The sequence below is a fragment of the Allobranchiibius sp. CTAmp26 genome (assembly GCF_017565405.1).
GTDB lineage: Bacteria > Actinomycetota > Actinomycetes > Actinomycetales > Dermatophilaceae > Allobranchiibius.
In genome coordinates, this window is the sequence record NZ_JAGEKR010000001.1 from 1 (window position 1) to 19,253 (window position 19,253).

Sequence of the window (19,253 nt, forward strand, 5' to 3'; positions counted from 1 at the left end):
GTTGAGTTATCAAGAAACGATCAGGCATCCGAGAAACCACCGAAATACGATGATGGTCGACCGGAACTGTCTTCTACTTGTTGTGTTCGGCTCTTGGGCGTCAGACCGAGGTCCTCGCGCACTTGGCTCCGAACAAGATCCACATTAGCAGGGCCTTCGCGGCTCCGTCCAACCGGATCTGCCAGCCCGTTTCGCGCTGACATGTGGAACAGTACGGCACGTTCGGCGCCGCGTGCAAATCGAGCGGCCCGGGGGCCCAGATTCCCTGCGAACACAGGGAATTGGCCTCATTCAGCGAACTCGCCGAGTAGGTCCGCCCGCGTCAGGACGCCCGTCGGTTTGCCGTTGCGGACGATCATCACCGCATCGGTGCCGCTGAGTGCCGCACGCACCTCCGAAACGGGCTCTCCGGAGCCGATCAACGGCAGCGGCTCGTCCATGTGACTGCCCACCGAGTCCGTGAGGCTCGCCTTGCCCGCGTAGAGGGCGTCGAGCAGCGACCGTTCGCTCACCGATCCCGCCACCTCGCCCGCCATGATCGGCGGCTCGGCGTTCACCACGGGCATCTGCGAGACGCCGAACTCCTGCAGGATCGAGATTGCGTCGCGCACGGTCTCACTGGGGTGGGTGTGCACCAGGGCCGGCATGTCCCCGGCCTTGCGCTGCAGCAGCTCCCCCGCCGTCCGCTCCGTGTGCTCGCGCAGGAAGCCGTAGGACGCCATCCATTCGTCGTCGAAGATCTTGCCCATGTAGCCGCGCCCGGAGTCCGGGAGCAGCACCACGACCGTCGCCTCCGCCGGCAAGGTCGCCGCGTGGCGCAGGGCCGCGACGACGGCCATGCCGCAGGAACCGCCGACGAGGAGGCCCTCCTCCCGCGCCAGCCGGCGGGTCATCGCGAAGGACTCCGCGTCGGAGACCGGGATGACCTCGTCGACCACGCTCGGGTCGTACGCCGCGGGCCACATGTCCTCGCCGACGCCCTCGACCAGGTAGGGGCGTCCGGTGCCCCCCGAGTACACCGAGCCCTCGGGGTCCGCCCCGATGATGCGCACGCGACCGCCGTCCCGGTCCGCCGACACCTCACGCAGGTAGCGGCCGGTCCCGGTGATGGTCCCCCCGGTCCCGATACCGGTGACGAACGAGGTCAGCTCACCGTCGGTGTCCTTCCAGATCTCCGGTCCGGTGGACCGGTAGTGCGAGTTGGGTCCCTCGGGGTTGGAGTACTGGTCCGGCTTCCAGCCGCCCGGCGTCTCGGCGGCGATCCGGTCCGAGACCGAGTAGTAGCTGTCCGCGTGATCCGGCGGGACGGAGGTGGGCGTCACCACGACCTTCGCGCCGTACGCACGCAACACCGCTCGCTTGTCCTCGCCGACCTTGTCCGGGCAGACGAAGATGCACTGGTACCCCTTGCGCTGTGCGATCAGCGCCAGTCCGACCCCGGTGTTCCCCGACGTCGGCTCCACGATGGTGCCCCCTGGGAGCAGCGCGCCCGACGCCTCCGCCGCCTCGATCATGCGCAGAGCGATCCGGTCCTTCACCGATCCCCCCGGGTTGAGGTACTCCACCTTGGCGAGCACCGTTGCGGCGATGCCTTCGGTGACGCGGTTCAACTTGACCAGGGGGGTCTCCCCTACGAGGTCGGCGATGTGCTCTGCGTATTTCATGTCCCCATCGTCGCAGGAGGATCCCGACCACGGCGTCCCCGTCCCCGTCCCGGATGAGACGATCAGGACGGGCAGGGGCAACTGTTTCCGGTTCGCGCGTGAGGAGGTCGGCACCGACATGGGTAGAGCACGACGGGCACGCAAGATCGCGGCGCGCGCGGCGTACGGCGGGGGCATCGGAGCCGTCGGCGCGGGGGTCGTCGGCGTCACGGGATGGGCCGTGCTGAAGGGCGAGGCGGCCATGGCCCGCCGCATCGTCGGGCACCCGTTCGACGGCGCACCGGACGACCAGGGCACCTACGGCTCTGCGCCCGGCGAGCCCTTGGACCTGCTCGTGCTCGGCGACTCCACCGCCAAGGGGCTCGGGGCCGATCTGCCGCACCAGACCGTCGGCGCCATCAACGCAACCGCGCTCGCGGCCATCGCCGGCCGACCCGTGCGACTGACCAACTTCGCCGTCGTCGGCGCGGTCTCGACCGATCTGGACCGTCAGGTCGAGCAGGCGCTGGCCCTGCTGCCGCACCCCGACGTCTGCATCATCATGGTCGGCGCCAACGACGTGACGCAGCGGATGGCCCGCTCCACCTCGGTGCGGCACCTGTCCTCGACCGTCGTCGCGTTGCGCGAGGCCGGTTGCCAGGTCGTGGTGGGCACCTGTCCCGACCTGGGAGTCATCGAACCGGTGCCCCAGCCGCTGCGACTGCTGGCCCAGCGGTGGTCCCGGGACCTCGCCGCGGCCCAGACCGTGGGCGTCGTCGAACACGGCGGCCGCACCGTCTCCCTCGGCGACCTGCTCGGGCACGAGTTCCGCAGCACCCCTCAGGTCATGTTCAGCAAGGACCGCTTCCACCCGTCGGCCGCGGGATACGCCCGGGCGGCGTCGGCGCTGCTGCCCAGTGTCCTGGATTCGCTCGGATTCGCCTCGGCGGACACGAACCGCACCCCCGACGTACGCCGCGGGGAGGGCATCAGCCCGGTCTCCGTGGCCGCCACCTATGCCGTGCGCGACCCTGGCACGGAGGTCGCGGGCACCGAGGTCAGCGGCGACGCCCGCAGCCGGCAGGGCCGCTGGGCGGTCCTGCTGCGGCGGCACCGGACCCCGCTGCCCGATGCGCAGGACGAGCCGCGGTCGGATGCCGACGAACGACCGACGCGATCCTCCGAGGGCGATCTGCGCGACGAGTCGAGCGTCGACACCGCCGACGTCTGAGGCCCGGCGCTCCCGTCCTGCCTCTCGCATAGGATCGCGGTCGGTCCGGCGGGACGTCACGCCGGACGATCGGGCGTGATTCCACGCCATCGCAAGCAAGTCCCCAGCAACCCAGGAGTGCCGCAATGCCCGAGGCCGTCATCGTCTCCACCGCCCGTACGCCGATCGGCCGTGCGTTCAAGGGATCGCTGAAGGACATCCGCCCGGACGACCTGGCGACCCAGGCCGTCCTGGCTGCGCTCGACAAGGTGCCGGGCCTGGACCGCGCCCTGGTGGAGGACCTCTACCTCGGGTGCGCCGAGCCCTGGGGCGAGCACGGCTCCAACATGGCCCGCGTGGTCGCCGTCCTCGCCGGCATGGACCACGTGCCCGCCTCGACGGTCAACCGCTTCTGCGCCTCGTCCGTGCAGACGACCCGGATGGCCGCGCACGCCATCCGCGCCGGTGAGGGAGACGTCTTCATCTCCGGTGGCGTGGAGTGTGTGTCGCGCTACGCGTCCTTCTCCGGTGCCGGCGGCACGTCCGCCGACTGGCAGAACCCCAAGTTCGCCGACGCGATCGCGCGCACCGAGCAGACCGCCAAGAACGGCACGCCCTGGCACGACCCGCGCCAGGACGGGCAGCTGCCGGACGTCTACATCGCGATGGGCCAGACCGCCGAGAACGTCGCCAGCTCCCGCGGCGTCAGCCGCCGCCGCCAGGACGAGTGGGGCGTGAGCAGCCAGAACCGCGCCGAGGCCGCGATCGCGTCGGGCTTCTTCGAGCGCGAGATCACCCCTGTCACGCTTCCGGACGGCACCGTCGTCTCCCGCGACGACGGCCCCCGCGCGGGCGTCACGTTGGAGAAGGTCGAGGCGCTGCAGCCTGTCTTCCGCGAGAACGGCACCGTCACCGCCGGCAACTGCTGCCCGCTGAACGACGGCGCCGCGGCGGTCGTCGTGATGAGCGACGTCAAGGCCAAGGAACTCGGCCTGACCCCTCTGGCCCGCGTCGTGTCGACCGGCGTCTCGGCGCTGTCGCCCGAGGTGATGGGTCTGGGCCCGGTCGAGGCGTCGCGGCAGGCACTGAGCCGCGCCGGACTGACCATCGCCGACATGGACCTCTACGAGATCAACGAGGCGTTCGCCGCTCAGGTGCTCCCGTCGGCGGACGACCTCAAGATGGACTTCGACAAGCTCAACGTGCACGGCGGCGCGATCGCCCTGGGGCACCCGTTCGGGTCGACCGGCGCCCGGATCACCACGACGCTGCTCAACGGGCTGCGGGAGGTCGACGGCACCTATGGCCTGGAGACGATGTGCGTCGGCGGTGGCCAGGGCATGGCCGTCATCTACGAGCGTCTGTCCTGATCTCGGGCGCATCCGTCGTCTCGATGACCGGCGCGGGCAGCGTCGCCCTGCTGCAGGATCCACGGCCGGATGACGTACGCCGGGCACTGGATCGTGTGGTGCTCCGGTGGCGTCAGCTGCCCGTCGACCGGGCAGGTGAGCACGCGGCCGCCGTACGGGGGTGCGCCGCGCGCTGTGCGGCGCTCGACCCGGCGAGCATCCCCGACCTGGGCCCCGCGGCGGCGGCGGACCAGCTCGCGGTCGCGGTGTTCGACGCGTGCGTCGACGGGCACCACGAGCACCTCACCCGGTGGCTGACCGACCTGCTCGCGCAGCTGAGCTGACGCCACCGGGCCCGGTTCAGGGCAGCCGCTCGCCGGCCTCGACGGGCTGCTCGATGATGTTCTGCGGCGGCGCCAGCGGGCACACCCAGCGGATGTCGTAGCGGCAGGAGGGGTGGTAGAGGAAGTTCAGGTCCACCACCATCTCCTGTCCGTCGCCGCCCAGGTCGGCCCCCTTCGCGGTGTCGAGCAGGTAGCGGCCGCCGCCGTACGACGACGTGCCGGCAGTGCCGTCCCGCAGCGGGAGGAACATCCCGCCGGCGTACTGATCGAGCCACCAGACGGCGACCCGCGCCCCGAACGGGTCCGGCAGGGTGATCCACCCGGCCTGGCTCAGCCGGGTCGAGCCGTCGGCACCGGAGTCGATCGCGAGGTCGTCCGGCTGGGGAGCCGGCTCGAGCGGCAGCACCCAGCGCAACGCCGGGTCGTAGGGCCACACCGGGATCCCGCTGCGGCGCAACGGATCTGCGGCCGCCAACGGGCTCTGCGGGTGGTCCAGGAACAACTTCTCCCGCCCGGCGCGCCAGCGTGCGTGGCCTTCGGCCGGGTCACCGATGCTGCGGACCTGTGCGTAGAGCTGGGCGACCTCACGGCGCCAGTCCGACAGTTGCAGTGCGGTGCGGGAGTCCATGGGCGCGAGCCTACGGACGGGTCACCGCCCGGTGTACGGCGGCGCAAGCGGGTTGTCGGCGCGGCGGTCACTTCCCTGCGCCCGGCGTACGCGCGCAGGTGGGTAATCGGCGCGGCGGTCACTTCCCTGCGCTCGGCGTACGCGCGCAGGGGGGTAATCGGCACGGCGGTCACTTCCCTGCGCCCGGCGTACGCGCGCAGGTGGGTAATCGGAGCGGCGGTCACTTTGCTGCAGCAGCGGGTGCCGGTCTCAGGCGGCACGCACCGCCGTACGACGCAGGGCCGGCACCGGGGAGTCCCCGATGCCGGCCCTGGGTGGTGCGGGTGCGATCAGTTGCGCATGCGCGCGAGCAGCCGCAGCAGCTCCAGGTAGAGCCAGACGATGGTGACGATCAGACCGTGCGCCATCAGCCAGGAGTACTTCTCGGGCAGGCCGGCCTGCACCGCGCGGGTGATCGAGTCGAAGTCGATCGCCAGGGAGTAGGCGGCGAGCGCGATGCCGATCAGGCACAGCGCGATCCCGATGCCGCCCATCCCGAAGAAGCCGAAGCCGCCGAGCACGCCGGTGAACTGCAGCACGATGTTGATCAGGCCGAAGAGCATGTAGCCGATCACGGCCATGAAGAAGATCTTCCGGCTGCGCTCGGTGACCCTGATGAGACCGAACTTCCAGCCGGCGAACATCGCGACGAAGACGCAGGCCGTGCCGAGCACCGCCTGGGCGACGACTCCTGGCCAGACGGTGTTGAAGTACTGGCTGGCCGCGCCGACGAAGAGCCCCTCGACCACGGCGTAGGTGAGGATCAGCGGCACCGACACCTTCTTCATGAAGGCGATGGCGAAACCGATCCCGAGCCCGACGAACATGCCGCCGATCCAGATCGCGAGCCCGACCGACTGGTCGCCGCGCGCGACGAACCAGGAGACCGCAGCGGAGACGACCAGGAGACCGAAGAGCGTCAGCGTCTTGACGAAGACGTCGTCGAGGGTCATCGCGCGACCGTCGCCCGTCGTCACGGGTGGGACGCCGTACCCCTGCTGCACCTTGTCGTACGGCTGCTGCGATGCGTACCCCTGCGGCGCCTGCTGTCCGTAGCCACCGGGCGGCTGGCCGTACGGATCGCGGGGCGGCGGGTTGTAAGGAGTCGCCTGGCCGCGCTGACCGAACTGCGGCTGGCCGATCCCGGCGTACTTCCCCTGCGACAGCTCGCGGTTGAAACGCGAGAAGACGGGGTTCGTGGGCATTGCTTCCTCCGAAGCCGAGACGGTGCGCCCCATCGGCGCACACCTGCGTCACATCTTATGACGAGCGAGGGGGCTCACCGGTTCCCCGCCAATCACCGTTCAGCACCGGAATCGCGCGGTTTCAGCCGCCCTGACCCGCATCGTGGACGGTGATCGCGACCTGGACGCGGTTGGCCGCCTCCAACTTGGTGAGCACCCGCGAGACGTGCGCCTTGACCGTCGGCACGCTCAGGTAGAGGCGACGCCCGATCTGCGCGTTGGACAGTCCCTCCCCCACGCCGAGCGCCACCTCGCGTTCGCGCTCGGTCAGCCGCCCCAGGCGTTCGCGGGCCCCGGCACGACGGTCGTCCCCACCCCCTGCCGCCACCCTGGTCATCAGGCTGGCCGTAATGGTCGGCGACAGCATCGGCTCACCGTCCGCCACGGCGCGCACTGCCTGTACCAGGCGGTCCGGCGGCGTGTCCTTCAGCAGGAACCCGCTGGCTCCCACCCGCAGCGCGCGTAGGACGAGGTCGTCGGTGTCGAAGGTGGTGAGGACGATGACCCGGACGTCGTCGCCGTACCGGGCCACCATCCGTTCGCACGCGCTGATCCCGTCCAGTCGCGGCATCCGGATGTCCATGAGGACGACGTCGGGGCGATGCCGGGCAACCACGTCGAGCGCGTCGAGGCCGTCGCCGGATTCGGCGAGGACGCTCACGTCCTCAGCGCCGCCCAGGATCATCCGCAGCCCTGCCCGGACCAGTGCCTCGTCGTCGACGAGGACCACCCCGACGGTGTCACGCTGCTCAGTCATGGCCGGCACGATCCCACGGCAGGGAGGCACGGACCAGGAAGCGGCGCGCCCGGTCGACGCCGTAGGAGAGCTCGCCACCGGCAAGGACCGCGCGCTCGGTGAGGCCGATGAGACCCAGGCCCGAGCGGGTCGGTGCGACCGAGGCCGTCCCTCCCGACGCTGCTGACGGCGCCACGACCGGATTGCTGACTTCGACCTGGACGTCCTTGCCCGCACGCACCTCGATCCGAACAGCGACCGGCGACGCGGGCGCGTGTTTGCGAGCGTTCGTCAGACACTCCTGGATGATGCGGAAGGCGTTACGGGACAACGGCTCCGGTACCCCTTCGAGGTCGCCATCGGTCTCCAGATCGACCGATGCGCCTGCGTCGCGCTCGTGCTGGACGAGGGCGGGCAGCTGAGCCAGCGTGGGAAGCGGGGCCGCTACCTGAGCCTGGTCGACGTCGGGGTCGCGCAGCACCCCCAGCACCTCGCGGAGCTCGGTCAACGCCAGGTGGGAGTTCTCCTGGATCAGCGTCGCGGTCTCGCGGACCTGCTCAGCGGGCAGGTCTGCGCGGTAGGCGAGCGCGCCCGAATGCATCGCGACGAGGGAGATCCGGTGGGCGAGGACGTCGTGCATCTCGCGGGCGATCCGCGCGCGTTCGCCGGCCCGCGCCTGCGCGACGCGCAGATCGCGTTCGCGTTCTGCGGTCTCGGCGCGCTCGTGCAACTGGGTCACGAGCTCCCGCCGGGCTCCGATGAACAGCCCGACCGCGACGACGAACGCGAGCGCCAGCACGCTCGTGGTCAGGTTCGCGACCCGGTCGCCGAACCCAGATCCCTGATGGTGCACCACGCTGAACACCACGCCGGTGACGATCCAGCCCACCCCGGCGAGCACGATGTCGCGTCGTACGCGGTGCGTGCAGAGGGAGATGGTGGCGATCCCCGCCGCGGCGACCGTGCTCGCCACGAACGCGGTGGACCCGATGAGCACCAGCGCGACGAACAACGGCCGGCGGCGTCGCAGCAACAACAACGGCAGAAGAGCTGCACCGCAGGCGAGGTCGACGTAGGGCCACCACTCGTCGAAGCGGTAGTGGGCCGTGGTGCCGTCGCCGACCACGGCGAGCCAGATCACCAGGCCGAGCAGGGCCGATGCGAGCAGTCGCCAGGTCCCGCCCCACCACCGGGGCATCCGGTGCCGAACGTCGCTCCTCACCTTGCCGACCCTAGGGCGGATCGGCGACCGGGACGATCGGAGACGCGGCATGGCATCCCGATGGACCGACCGACCCCCTACCAAGGTCGCAGTCACCGCATGCGGACGGCCGATGTGCGGTCAGCACGACGTTCGGCAGCGTGGTCGCCATGATCACCGTCGAGACTCTGACCAAACGCTATGGCGGGTACACCGCCGTCGATGACGTGTCCTTCACCGTCCGCCCAGGAGCTGTCACCGGCTTCCTCGGACCGAACGGTGCGGGCAAGTCCACCTGCCTGCGGATCCTCTGCGGGCTCACCCCCGCGTCCACCGGTCGAGCCACCGTGCTCGGCCGGTCGTACGCCGCCCTGCCGAACCCCGGACGTCACGTCGGAGTGCTGCTCGACGCGTCCGCGCAGCACGCGGGACGCACCGGGCGTGAGGTGCTCACGCTCGGCGCGCTCACGATGGGGCTCGCACGCAGCCGGGTCGGGGAACTGCTCGAGCTGGTGGGGCTGAGCGAGGCGGAGGCCGGACGCCGGGTCGGCAACTACTCGCTCGGCATGCGGCAGCGGCTCGGGATCGCCCATGCGCTACTCGGCGACCCCGAGGTACTGATCCTGGACGAGCCCGCCAACGGCCTGGACCCTGCCGGCATCCGATGGATGCGGACGCTGCTGCGCGGTTACGCCGACCAGGGCGGCACCGTGCTGCTCTCGTCCCATCTGCTGCACGAGATCGAGGTCGTCGCCGACGAGCTGCTCGTCATCGGTCGCGGAAAGATCGTCGCCCAGGGTCCCAAGACCGAACTCATGCAGGCCACCGGCACCGCGGTGCGCTCGACCGACGACATCGCGTTCGAACGCGTCCTCGCGGACGCGGGCGTGCAGACCAGGGCCGCCGGCGACGGTCTGCAGGTGAGCGCGACGCCGGCGCAGATCGGCGCCCTCGCCGCCCGGCACGGCGTCGTACTGACCCACCTGGCGCCCGCGGGATCCACGGGTCTGGAAGACATGTTCCTGCGGCTCACGGCCGCCGACGCGCGAGAGGCAGTCCCGGCATGACGACCATCGAATCCCCACAGATCACCGCACCGAAACTGCCGGCCCGGTTGCCGGAGCCCGACGGCCGAGCCGTGCCCTTCGCCCGGCTGGTGCACGTCGAACTGCGCAAGATCCTCGACACCCGCGCCGGTCGGTGGCTGCTGATCGGCATCGCGGGGGTCACCGCTCTCGTCGTCGGCATCGTGATCTTCACCGGATCCGCCGGCTCCCACAAGGATCTGAGCGACTTCCTGGCCGCCACCGTCATCCCGCAGTCGATCCTGCTGCCGCTGCTGGGGATCATCACGGTGACGTCCGAGTGGACCCAACGGACCGGCCTGGTGACGTTCGCGCTGGAGCCGGACCGCACGAGGGTGGGCCGATCCAAGCTGGTCTCCGCGATCCTCCTCGGCCTGCTCGTCCTCGCGATCGCCGTCGTCCTCGCCGTGGTGGCCACCGGTTTGTGCCAGGCACTGCGCGGCGGTCATCCCGTGTGGTCGCTGGACGCCGCGACCCTCGGTGGGGTGGTGCTCGCTCAGCTGCTGGCCGTGGTCCAGGGAGTCTCGTTCGGCCTCGTCCTGCAGAACACTCCGGCGGCGATCGTGTCCTACCTGGTGCTTCCTCAGGCCTGGAGCATCGTCGGCACCCTGGTCCACGGCCTGCACGGGGTGCAGCCCTGGCTCGACCTGAACGCGGCGACGACACCGCTGCTCGATGCCTCCATGACGGCGGAGAACTGGGCGGAGCTGGGTGTGGCGGCGCTCGTCTGGGTGGTCCTGCCGCTCATCGCGGGCGTCGTCCGATTGCGGCGCAGCGAGGTCAAGTGACCGCCGTCGTACCGCGGTGAGGGCCGCGCGGCCCGGTGGGAGATCAGGGGACCCGCCGGGCCGGGCTGTCGTTACCTGGGGCTGCCTCGAGTTGTCACTTCCGGAGGGTGCTGAGGCCCGCGCACTCTCCGGAACTGACATCTCGACGGAGAGGTGTCGTGACCGGTGCCCCCGACGGGACTCGAACCCGCACTCGGGCGATTTTAAGTCGCCTGCCTCTGCCGATTGGGCTACGAGGGCACGCACAGACTAAACGGGCTGGGGCGTGCCGATGCGATCGTCAGCCGGCGTCGAGGAGCGAGAGCGCGATGCCGTCGAGGATGTCGGCCTCGCTGGCGCGCACCTGCTCGATCCCGGCAGCCTCTGACAGTCGGGTGACGATGCGGCTCCAGATGAGCGCCCCCGCTCCGATGACGTCGACGCGCCCCTCGTGCATGAACGGCATGGCGGCGCGCTCGGCGCGGCCGGCCGCCAGGATCGCCCGACACGACGCGAGGATCTGCTCGACGGGGACCGTGCTGCCGTGGATCACGGCCGGGTCGTACGCCGGCAGGTGCAGTGCGTGCGCGGTGATGGTGGTGACCGATCCCGCCAGGCCGACGAGCGTGGCGACATCGTCGAACCCGACGTGTGCCTGGGCCCGGTCAACGGCAGCGTCGACATCGCGGGTGGCCGCGTCGATCTGCGCCGCGGTCGGCGGGTCGGAATGCAGGTGCCGCTCGGTCATCCGCACGCAGCCGATGTCGGTGGACAGTGCGGACTCCACGGTGCGCCCGCCGCGTACGAACTCGGTCGAACCGCCGCCCAGATCGACGACCAGATACGGTCCCGGCACCCCGGTCGCGACGAGATCGCCGGTGGCTCCCCGGAAGCTGAGCTGCGCCTCCTCGTCGCCCGTGACGACCTCGGGCGACACGTCGTACGCAGCGAACGCCTCTCGTACGCCGGCCACGAACTCGTCGGCGTTCGAGGCATCCCGGGATGCCGAGGTTGCGACGAATCGCACTGCGGCAACCTCGAGTTCGGTGCACTGTGTGGCGTACTCGCGAGCGGCGGCCAGGGTGCGGGCCATCGCCTCGGGCGCGATCCGTCCCGTGGCGTCGATGCCCTGACCCAGCCGGACGAACTCCATCCGGCGCACCACGTCGACAAGCCGGCCGCCACTCGCGCCGGACGGCGCGCTGTCAGCGACCAGCAGCCGGATCGTGTTGGTGCCGCAGTCGACCGCGGCGACCCGGGTCACACGGCCTCCGGGGCGCAGCACCCACCGGTCCACCACTGCGGCAGCGCCGCCAGCGCCTCGTCCCCGAGCGGATTGACCCCCGGGCCGACGGCCAGGGAGTGGGCGACGAGGACGTGCAGGCACTTGACGCGGTTCGGCATCCCGCCGGCGGAGATCCCGTCAATCTCGGGCACGTCCCCGAGCTCGGCGCGGTGGCGAAGATATTTCTCGTGCGCCGCGCGGTAGTGCGCGGCCAGGTCGGCGTCCTGCTGCAGCCGGTCGGTCATCTCGCGCATCATGCCCAGGGATTCCAGCGTGCTGATCGCGCCGGTCAGCCGCGGGCAGGTCGCGTAGTACGTCGTCGGGAACGGCGTGCCGTCGGGCAGCCGGGGCAGCGTCCGGACGACGGCCGGGCACCCGCAGGGACAGCGTGCCGCGACGTCGATGGCTCCACGCGGCACCCTGCCGAGCTGCTGCTCGATGGCGTGCAGGTCGGCTTCGCCGATGGAACCGGTCGAGGGAGAAGGATCGGTCATCGGGGCGGGGTGCGCACCAGCGACTGCCACAGCTGCCCGTACCACGGGTGGGTACTGGACGCCGTGGTCGCTGCCACGACACCGGACTTCGTCACCTTGTGCACGGTGCCCTGCTGGTCCACGACCACCGTCAGGGTCGCGCCCGGTGCGGCGAAACCGAGCCGCTTGGCGGCCTGCGCCTTGACGTAGGCCGGGTCGTTCCACTGCTTCTGCTGCGCCTGCAGGGACCGGATGTCGGCCTGCTGAGAGGCGACCTGGCCACGGAGGCCGTTGATGTCGCCCTGGGCGCGCAGGTAGCTGCGCAGCGTCGGGGTGATGAGCACCGCGAGGAAGACCACGAGCGCACCGAGCACGGTGAGCCGGCGCATCGATCGCGGTGTACGACGGTGACGCGCAGCACGGGCCGTGCCCGCCGACGTCGACGACGCGCGCGGCGTACGGGCCGCCCGTGACCCCGCGGGACGACTCGCGGAGGGTCGCGAACTGCTCCCGCGCGGTTGCGCGGGCCGGGTCGAGCGCGTGTCGCGCGGCATGACGGTGTCTCCCCCTGCTCAGGCGGTGAAACGCGGGAACGCCGAGGCGCCGGCGTAGGTCGACGCGTCGTCCAGCTCCTCCTCGATGCGCAGCAGCTGGTTGTACTTGGCCACCCGGTCCGAACGGGCCGGCGCACCGGTCTTGATCTGCCCGCAGTTCGTCGCGACCGCGAGGTCGGCGATCGTGGTGTCCTCGGTCTCACCCGAACGGTGGCTCATCATGCAGCGGAAGCCGTTGCTCTGAGCCAGGGTGACCGCGTCGAGGGTCTCGGTGAGCGAACCGATCTGGTTGACCTTCACCAGCAGCGCATTGGCCGTGCCGGTGTCGATGCCGCGCTGCAGCCGCTCGGGGTTGGTCACGAAGAGGTCGTCGCCGACGATCTGCACCTGGTGACCGATCTGGTCGGTCAGGGTCTTCCAGCCGTCCCAGTCGTCCTCGTGCAGCGGGTCCTCGATCGAGACGAGCGGGTAGTCCGCGACCAGCTGGGCGTAGTAGGAGGACATCTCCTCGGCCGACTTCTTGGCACCCTCGAACCGGTAGCTGCCCTTGTCGAAGAACTCGCTGGCCGCGACGTCGAGCGCGAGACCGATCTCCTTGCCCGGGGTGTAGCCGGCCTTCTCGATCGCGGTCAGGATCAGGTCGAGCGCGGCGCGGTTGCTCTCCAGGTTCGGAGCGAAACCGCCCTCGTCGCCGAGGCCGGTGGACAGGCCCTGCTTCTTCAGCACCGCCTTGAGGCTGTGGTAGATCTCCGCGCCCCAGCGCAGCGCCTCGCGGAAGGACTCCGCGCCGATCGGGGCGATCATGAACTCCTGGATGTCGACGTTGGAGTCGGCGTGCGACCCGCCGTTCAGGATGTTCATCATCGGCACCGGCAGCACGTGCGCGTTCGGACCGCCGACGTAGCGGAAGAGCGGCAGGTCGGCCGACTCGGCGGCAGCCTTCGCGACGGCCAGGGAGACACCGAGGATGGCGTTCGCGCCGATCTTGCCCTTGTTGTGGGTGCCGTCGATGCCGATCATCTCGGCGTCGACCAGGCGCTGCTCGCTGGCGTCGAACCCGAGCAGGTGCGGGGCCAGCTCCTCGCCGATCGCATCGACCGCGTCCTGCACGCCCTTGCCGAGGTAGCGCTTCTTGTCGCCATCGCGACGCTCGACCGCCTCGAACTGGCCCGTCGAGGCACCGGAGGGAACGGCCGCGCGACCGACGACACCGTCGTCCAGGGCGACTTCGACCTCGACCGTCGGGTTGCCGCGCGAGTCCAGGATCTCGCGGGCGAGGATTGCATCGATGCTGGCCACTTCAAGCTCCCAAGGTGGGTGGACGGCGTACTGATCCACGAGCCTAACGGGGTCGGCGGGGCGGGCGCGTGCGGCGCGCAGAGCCAGGGTGGCTCAGGTAGGTCCGAGAGCCTCGGGCCGGCGTGCGCCTCTCGGGCCTTCCTGCGCCACCGTCACTGCTCGGGAGCGGACGGCTTCCGCGATCGCGCGGCCACCGCCCGCAGCTCCCGGCCGAGCACCGTCTCGGCCGATTCCCCACGCTCGCGCGCCGCGGCGACCTGGCGCAGCAACTGCGAGCCGGTCGAATCGTCGTACGCGAGGTCGACGCCGCGACGGGCAGCGCGGGAGAGCAGTTTCTCCGCGACGAGCAGCGTGGGCAGGCCCTTGGGTACGCCGGCCAGCAGGTCGTCCGCGTCCCGGTCGGGCTTCTCGGCAGCCTTGATCTGCTCCCAGGACGCTTCGACCTCCCCCGGGGTGGTGGCGTCGCCGTCGCTGAAGACGTGCGGGTGGCGCCGGATCAGCTTGGCGACCAGCCCGCCCGCGACATCGTCGATGTCGAACGGCTCCTGCTGGTCCTCGGCCGCGAGGCGCGCGTGGAAGAGCACCTGCAGCAGCACGTCGCCCAGCTCTTCGGCGAGGTGGCCGCGATCGCGCAGTTCGATGGCCTCGAGCGTCTCGTAGGCCTCCTCGACCAGGTACTTGGCCAGGCTGTCGTGGGTCTGCTCGGCATCCCAGGGACACCCTCCGGGCGAACGCAGCGTGTCCATCACGGCGACTGCGTCCAGCAGCCGGGCGCCGGGCAGATCCCACGAACCGACCACAATCTCCACGGCGGGCGGCGTCTCCAGCCGGGTCAACTCCCCGGCGAGCGCATCCGTCAGGCCGGGGTCGCCGTCGGCCGAGCCGATCCAGACCACCCTGCCGTCGTGCTGGGCGAGTGCCCGCGCCAGTTGCCGCCGGTCGCCGTACGCCGCTGCGCGCACCTGCACGCCGCTGGTGGCGACGGCATCCGGCACCGGCTCGTCGAGATCCGCGGCGTAGACGACATCGGCTGCTTCGAGCACCTGCCAGGCGGACCTGCTGAGCAGACCCGCCGGCACCCGCGGCGACGTGACGAGGATCGCGAGCGACGCCTCGCCCGTGTTCGTGGCGCTCAGCTCTTGCTCGTGCTCTTGCCGGCGATCCACGGCTCCGCCGTCGCGAGCACTCCGTTGGCGCCGCCCCATCGGCCGAACCGCGGGTTGACGTCGACCTTCGCGGCGTTGACGACCTTGCTGACCTCGGCGATCCCGGCCTGGGAGTTGCTGAGATTGGTCAGCGCGACGTTGCTGCGCAGCGCGTCGATCGCGGCGGAGGAGGGGTTGGCCACCTTGCGCCGGGCGAATTCCTGGCGCGCCTGGTCGGCGGAGAACGGGGCGCCGTTCTCGGCCGCGATGCGCTGCAGGTCCTTGCCGAGGACGAGGTAGGTGATCGCGGTGCGGGAGTTGAAGTCCGCGGCGCCGGAGCCGAACGCCTGCTTGATCTGGGTGACGGCGTCCTGCACCTGCTGCACGCTGACACTGGTGCCCTGGTAGGACGCAGCGGTGTTGCTGTCGTGGAACAACTGGCTGCTACCGCATCCGCTCACCCCGGTGGCGATGACGGCCAGGGCGGCGATGCCGACGGCGCGGCGCGACGTACTCACGTGTGGACCTCCTCGGATGACAGCGGTCATCATGCCAGCACGCACCGGCTCACGCGCCCGCGGCTCCGGCTGCCGCCGCGATGTCGTCGAGCAGCACCGCCTTCACCAGGGCCGCGGCCCACCGCAGCACCTCCAGGTCCCGCAGCGGCTGACCGGCCACCGGTGCGGTCTTCGGCGTCGGCACCAGCGCGTGACCGGCCTTCACCAGCGTGCCGGGGAAGAGCCGCTGCAGGCGCAGCGATTGGCTCTCGCGTAGTTCGAGGGGGCCGAACCGGATGTAGCGGCCCTGGGCGCTGATGTCGCCCACGCCGCCCTGCCGGGCGATGATCCGCAGCCGGGCCACCTCGAAGAGGTTGCGGACCGGTTGTGGCGGCGTGCCGTACCGGTCCTGCAGCTCCGCCTCGATCTCCGTCAGGCCGCTCTCGTCCTCGACGACCGCGAGCTTCTTGTACGCCTCGAGGCGCAGCCGCTCCCCCGGCACGTACTCGTGCGGCAGGTGCGCGTCGACCGGCAGCTCGATCTTGACCTCGTTCGGCGTGGTGTCCTTCTCGCCGCGGAAGTCGGCGACGGCCTCACCGACCATCCGCACGTACAGGTCGAAGCCCACCCCGGCGATGTGCCCGGACTGCTCGCCCCCGAGCAGGTTGCCGGCGCCACGGATCTCCAGGTCCTTCATGGCGACCTGCATGCCGGCGCCGAGGTCGGTGTGGCTGGCGATGGTCTGCAACCGGTCGTGAGCGGTCTCGGTGAGCGGCTTCTCGGGCGGGAACAGGAAGTAGGCGTAGGCGCGTTCGCGCCCGCGACCGACCCGGCCGCGCAGCTGGTGCAGCTGCGAGAGACCCATCAGGTCGGACCGCTCCACGATCAGGGTGTTGGCGTTGGAGATGTCCAGACCCGTCTCGACGATCGTGGTGCACATCAGCACGTCGGCGCGTCGCTCCCAGAAGTCGACGACGACGTCCTCGAGGCGGTGCTCGGGCATCTTGCCGTGCGCCGTCACCACCCTGGCCTCGGGCACGAGCTCGCGCAGCCGGGAGGCCGCCTTCTCGATCGTCGCCACCTTGTTGTGGATGAAGAAGACCTGGCCCTCGCGCATGAGCTCGCGGCGTACGGCCGCGCCGATCTGCTTCTCGTCCCAGCCTCCGACGAACGTGAGGACCGGGTGGCGTTCCTCGGGCGGCGTTGCGAGAGTGGACATCTCGCGGATACCGGTGACCGCCATCTCCAGGGTGCGCGGGATCGGCGTCGCGGACATCGCCAGCACGTCGACCGCGGTGCGCATCTGCTTCAGCTGCTCCTTGTGCTCGACACCGAAGCGCTGCTCCTCGTCGACCACCACCAGCCCGAGGTCCTTGTACTGGATCTCCTTGGACAGCAGCCGGTGGGTGCCGATGACCAGATCGACGCCACCGCTCTTCAGGCCTTCGATCACCTCGCGCGCCTCGCGGTCGGTCTGGAAGCGGGACAGCGCCTTCACCACGACGGGGAAGCCGGCGTACCGCTCGGTGAAGGTCTGCACATGCTGCTTCACCAGCAGGGTGGTCGGGCAGAGGACCGCCACCTGCTTGCCGTCCTGGATGGCCTTGAACGCCGCCCGCACCGCGATCTCGGTCTTGCCGTAGCCGACGTCGCCGCAGATGAGGCGGTCCATCGGGACCGACTTCTCCATGTCGGCCTTGACCTCGTCGATGCTGGAGAGCTGGTCGGGCGTCTCGACGTAGGCGAACGCGTCCTCCAGCTCGTGCTGCCAGGGGCTGTCGGGCGCGAACGCGTGCCCCTCGGTGGCCATCCGCGCGGAGTAGAGCCGGATGAGCTCGCCGGCGATCTGGCGCACGTGCCGCTTGGCGCGGGACTTGGTGGTCTGCCAGTCCGAGCCGCCCATCTTGTTGAGCGTGGGCATCTCGCCGCCGACGTAGCGGGTGATCTGGTCGAGTTGGTCGGTCGGCACGAAGAGCCGGTCGCCGGGCTGCCCGCGCTTGGACGCGGCGTACTCCAGGACCAGGTACTCGCGGGTCGCGCCTCCCACGGAACGCTGCATCATCTCCACGAACCGGCCGACCCCGTGCTGCTCGTGCACGACGTAGTCGCCCGGGCGCAGCTGCAGCGGGTCGACGACATTGCGCCGACGTGCCGGCATCCTGCGCATGTCCTTGGTGCTGCCGCTCGTGCCGCGGCTGCCGGTCAGGTCGGCCTCGGTCACGACCACCAGATCGCTGGACGGGAGCGCGAACCCGCGCCCCAGGCAGCCGGTGCTCACCTCGACCATGCCGGGGTCGAGCGGGCCGAGCGCTCGGGTCGTGACGTCGTTCTCCGACAGCACTTCGGTGACCCGCTTGGCGAGGCCGGGGCCCTCGGTGACCACGAGCACCCGCTGCCCTTCGGTGGCCCACTTGCGCAGGTCGTCGACGGCGTGCTCGGTGTTGCTGCGGTAGGCCGGGATCTCCTGCGTGTGCAAGGTGATCCGCTCCCCCGGCAGCTCGTCCTCGGCGAACTCGACCAGCTCCTCGTCGGAGGAGAACGACGACATCGACCACCATGGCCGGCCGGTGGCGAGCGCGTGGTCGCGCAGCTGGGACAGGCTCCAGTACGACGCGGTGCCCAGCACTCCCCGCAGGTCGACCGGGACGACGTTGCCCGCTGCGGCGTTGGCCCAGCTCGCGTCGAGGAACTCCTCGCTGGTCGTGACCAGGTCGGCGGCGCGGGTGCGCACCCGTTCGGGGTCGCACAGCACGACGTGGGTGCCGGGCAGCAGCACGTCGAGCAGGGGCTGCATCGCGTCGCCCAGCAGGATCGGCGACAGGGACTCCATGCCCTCGACGGCGATGCCCTCGGCGACCTTCTCCAGCATGTCGCTCACGCCCGCGAGCTGCGGCGCGAGCTCCTTGGCGCGGTCGCGGACCTGCGCGGTGAGCAGCAGCTCGCGGCACGGCGGGGCCCACAGACCCCCCTCGGCGATCTCCAGCGAGCGCTGGTCGGCGACCTTGAACCAGCGCACCTCCTCGACCGTGTCGCCCCAGAACTCGACCCGCTGGGGGTGCTCCTCGGTCGGCGGGAAGACGTCGAGGATCCCTCCGCGGACGGCGAACTCGCCACGGCGCTCGACCATGTCGACCCGGGCGTACGCCGCGTCGGCCAGCGCTTCGACGACGTCCTCCAGCCGCGCGTCGGTGCCGGGCCGCAGCTCGACCGGTGCGAGGTCACCGAGCCCGTGCGCGATGGGCTGCAGGACGGCGCGGACGCTCGCCACGACGATGTCGATCGGGCCGTGTTCGGCATGCTCGGCGTGGTCCGGGTGGACCAGCCGGCGCAGCAGGGCGAGACGTCGGCCTACGGTGTCGCTGCGCGGGCTCAGCCGCTCGTGCGGCAGCGTCTCCCAGCTGGGGAACTCCGCGACCGCGTGCTCGGGCAGCAGACTGCGCAGCGCCTCGGACAGGTCGCCCGCCTCGCGGCCGGTGGCCGTGACGGCCAGGATCGGCACCCGCGCCTCGTCGCCCCGCCGCGTCAGCAGGGACAGCAGGGGCGCCCTCGCACCGGGTGAGGCGGCCACGTCGACGACGTCCGCGGAGCCGCGGAAATCGAGGACACGGCGTACGGCGGGGTCGCCGGACAGCAGATCGAGCAGCGGGTCGAGGCGCACGGGATTCTTCCGGTTCGGCAGCACGAAAGCCCCGGATCACGAGATCGCGGGGTGGAGCTTCCAGTGTAGGTGCGGGCGCCGACAGCCCTTCGGGCC

The 19,253-nt window shown here is 70.8% G+C and carries 17 protein-coding genes and 1 tRNA gene; 5 read left to right on the forward strand and 13 right to left on the reverse strand.

What is annotated here, in order from left to right:
- Window positions 1-287 precede the first annotated feature (287 nt).
- Window positions 288-1,664: a cystathionine beta-synthase gene (locus tag J4030_RS00005; protein ID WP_208047146.1), complete on the reverse strand. Its 1,377-nt coding sequence runs from the start codon at window positions 1,662-1,664 to the stop codon at window positions 288-290.
- Between J4030_RS00005 and J4030_RS00010 the strand changes: the two genes are divergently transcribed.
- From J4030_RS00010 to J4030_RS00020, 3 genes are all read left to right on the forward strand, one after another.
- On the forward strand, window positions 1,663-2,874 hold the full coding sequence (locus J4030_RS00010; RefSeq protein ID WP_307864480.1) for an SGNH/GDSL hydrolase family protein: 1,212 nt from the start codon (window positions 1,663-1,665) through the stop codon (window positions 2,872-2,874). The two genes, J4030_RS00005 and J4030_RS00010, sit on opposite strands and share 2 nt — an antisense overlap.
- A 125-nt stretch (window positions 2,875-2,999) precedes the next feature.
- The gene (locus tag J4030_RS00015) at window positions 3,000-4,223 is read left to right on the forward strand and encodes an acetyl-CoA C-acetyltransferase (RefSeq protein WP_208047147.1); all 1,224 of its coding nucleotides are present in this window, start codon (window positions 3,000-3,002) and stop codon (window positions 4,221-4,223) included.
- A gap of 23 nt (window positions 4,224-4,246) precedes the next feature.
- Complete coding sequence (locus J4030_RS00020; RefSeq protein ID WP_208047148.1) at window positions 4,247-4,546, forward strand: hypothetical protein; 300 nt, start codon at window positions 4,247-4,249, stop codon at window positions 4,544-4,546.
- Window positions 4,547-4,562: 16 nt separating this feature from the next.
- On the opposite strand, the gene J4030_RS00025 is transcribed toward J4030_RS00020, so the two are convergent.
- From J4030_RS00025 to J4030_RS18190, 4 genes are all read right to left on the reverse strand, one after another.
- Complete coding sequence (locus tag J4030_RS00025; protein WP_208047149.1) at window positions 4,563-5,174, reverse strand: DUF1684 domain-containing protein; 612 nt, start codon at window positions 5,172-5,174, stop codon at window positions 4,563-4,565.
- 329 nt (window positions 5,175-5,503) lie between these two features.
- Window positions 5,504-6,418, reverse strand: a complete 915-nt coding sequence (locus J4030_RS00030; protein WP_208047150.1) for a Bax inhibitor-1/YccA family protein — start codon at window positions 6,416-6,418, stop codon at window positions 5,504-5,506.
- Between the two features lie 121 nt (window positions 6,419-6,539).
- Entirely contained in the window at window positions 6,540-7,214 is a 675-nt protein-coding gene (locus tag J4030_RS00035; RefSeq protein WP_208047151.1) for a response regulator transcription factor, read from the reverse strand.
- Complete coding sequence (locus tag J4030_RS18190) at window positions 7,207-8,415, reverse strand: sensor histidine kinase (protein ID WP_208047152.1); 1,209 nt, start codon at window positions 8,413-8,415, stop codon at window positions 7,207-7,209. Before J4030_RS18190 ends, J4030_RS00035 begins: the two co-directional genes overlap by 8 nt.
- 149 nt (window positions 8,416-8,564) lie before the next feature.
- On the opposite strand from J4030_RS18190, the gene J4030_RS00045 reads away from it, so the two are divergent.
- Both J4030_RS00045 and J4030_RS00050 read left to right on the forward strand, forming a co-directional pair.
- Entirely contained in the window at window positions 8,565-9,461 is an 897-nt protein-coding gene (locus J4030_RS00045; RefSeq protein ID WP_208047153.1) for an ATP-binding cassette domain-containing protein, read from the forward strand.
- Entirely contained in the window at window positions 9,458-10,267 is an 810-nt protein-coding gene (locus tag J4030_RS00050) for an ABC transporter permease (RefSeq protein WP_208047154.1), read from the forward strand. Before J4030_RS00045 ends, J4030_RS00050 begins: the two co-directional genes overlap by 4 nt.
- A gap of 166 nt (window positions 10,268-10,433) precedes the next feature.
- Here J4030_RS00050 and J4030_RS00055 read toward each other — a convergent pair.
- The 8 genes from J4030_RS00055 to mfd all read right to left on the reverse strand — a co-directional run bounded on the left by J4030_RS00055 (window position 10,434) and on the right by mfd (window position 19,157).
- Window positions 10,434-10,507 (reverse strand) — tRNA-Leu (locus J4030_RS00055).
- 40 nt (window positions 10,508-10,547) lie between these two features.
- The gene (locus tag J4030_RS00060) at window positions 10,548-11,510 is read right to left on the reverse strand and encodes a Ppx/GppA phosphatase family protein (RefSeq protein WP_208047155.1); all 963 of its coding nucleotides are present in this window, start codon (window positions 11,508-11,510) and stop codon (window positions 10,548-10,550) included.
- Window positions 11,507-12,025 (reverse strand): DUF501 domain-containing protein, encoded by a 519-nt coding sequence (locus J4030_RS00065; RefSeq protein ID WP_208047156.1) that lies wholly within the window; start codon window positions 12,023-12,025, stop codon window positions 11,507-11,509. The genes J4030_RS00060 and J4030_RS00065 overlap by 4 nt, the downstream gene beginning before the upstream one ends.
- Entirely contained in the window at window positions 12,022-12,393 is a 372-nt protein-coding gene (locus tag J4030_RS00070) for a septum formation initiator family protein (protein WP_208047157.1), read from the reverse strand. The genes J4030_RS00065 and J4030_RS00070 overlap by 4 nt, the downstream gene beginning before the upstream one ends.
- Before the next feature lie 183 nt (window positions 12,394-12,576).
- The gene (gene eno, locus J4030_RS00075; protein WP_208047158.1) at window positions 12,577-13,857 is read right to left on the reverse strand and encodes a phosphopyruvate hydratase; all 1,281 of its coding nucleotides are present in this window, start codon (window positions 13,855-13,857) and stop codon (window positions 12,577-12,579) included.
- A 152-nt stretch (window positions 13,858-14,009) separates the two neighbouring features.
- A complete protein-coding gene (locus tag J4030_RS00080; protein WP_307864481.1) occupies window positions 14,010-15,023 on the reverse strand; it encodes a MazG family protein in 1,014 nt (337 codons plus the stop codon).
- Entirely contained in the window at window positions 14,990-15,520 is a 531-nt protein-coding gene (locus tag J4030_RS00085; RefSeq protein ID WP_208047160.1) for a hypothetical protein, read from the reverse strand. The genes J4030_RS00080 and J4030_RS00085 overlap by 34 nt, the downstream gene beginning before the upstream one ends.
- A gap of 49 nt (window positions 15,521-15,569) precedes the next feature.
- On the reverse strand, window positions 15,570-19,157 hold the full coding sequence (mfd, locus tag J4030_RS00090; RefSeq protein ID WP_307864482.1) for a transcription-repair coupling factor: 3,588 nt from the start codon (window positions 19,155-19,157) through the stop codon (window positions 15,570-15,572).
- Between the last annotated feature and the right edge of the window lie 96 nt (window positions 19,158-19,253).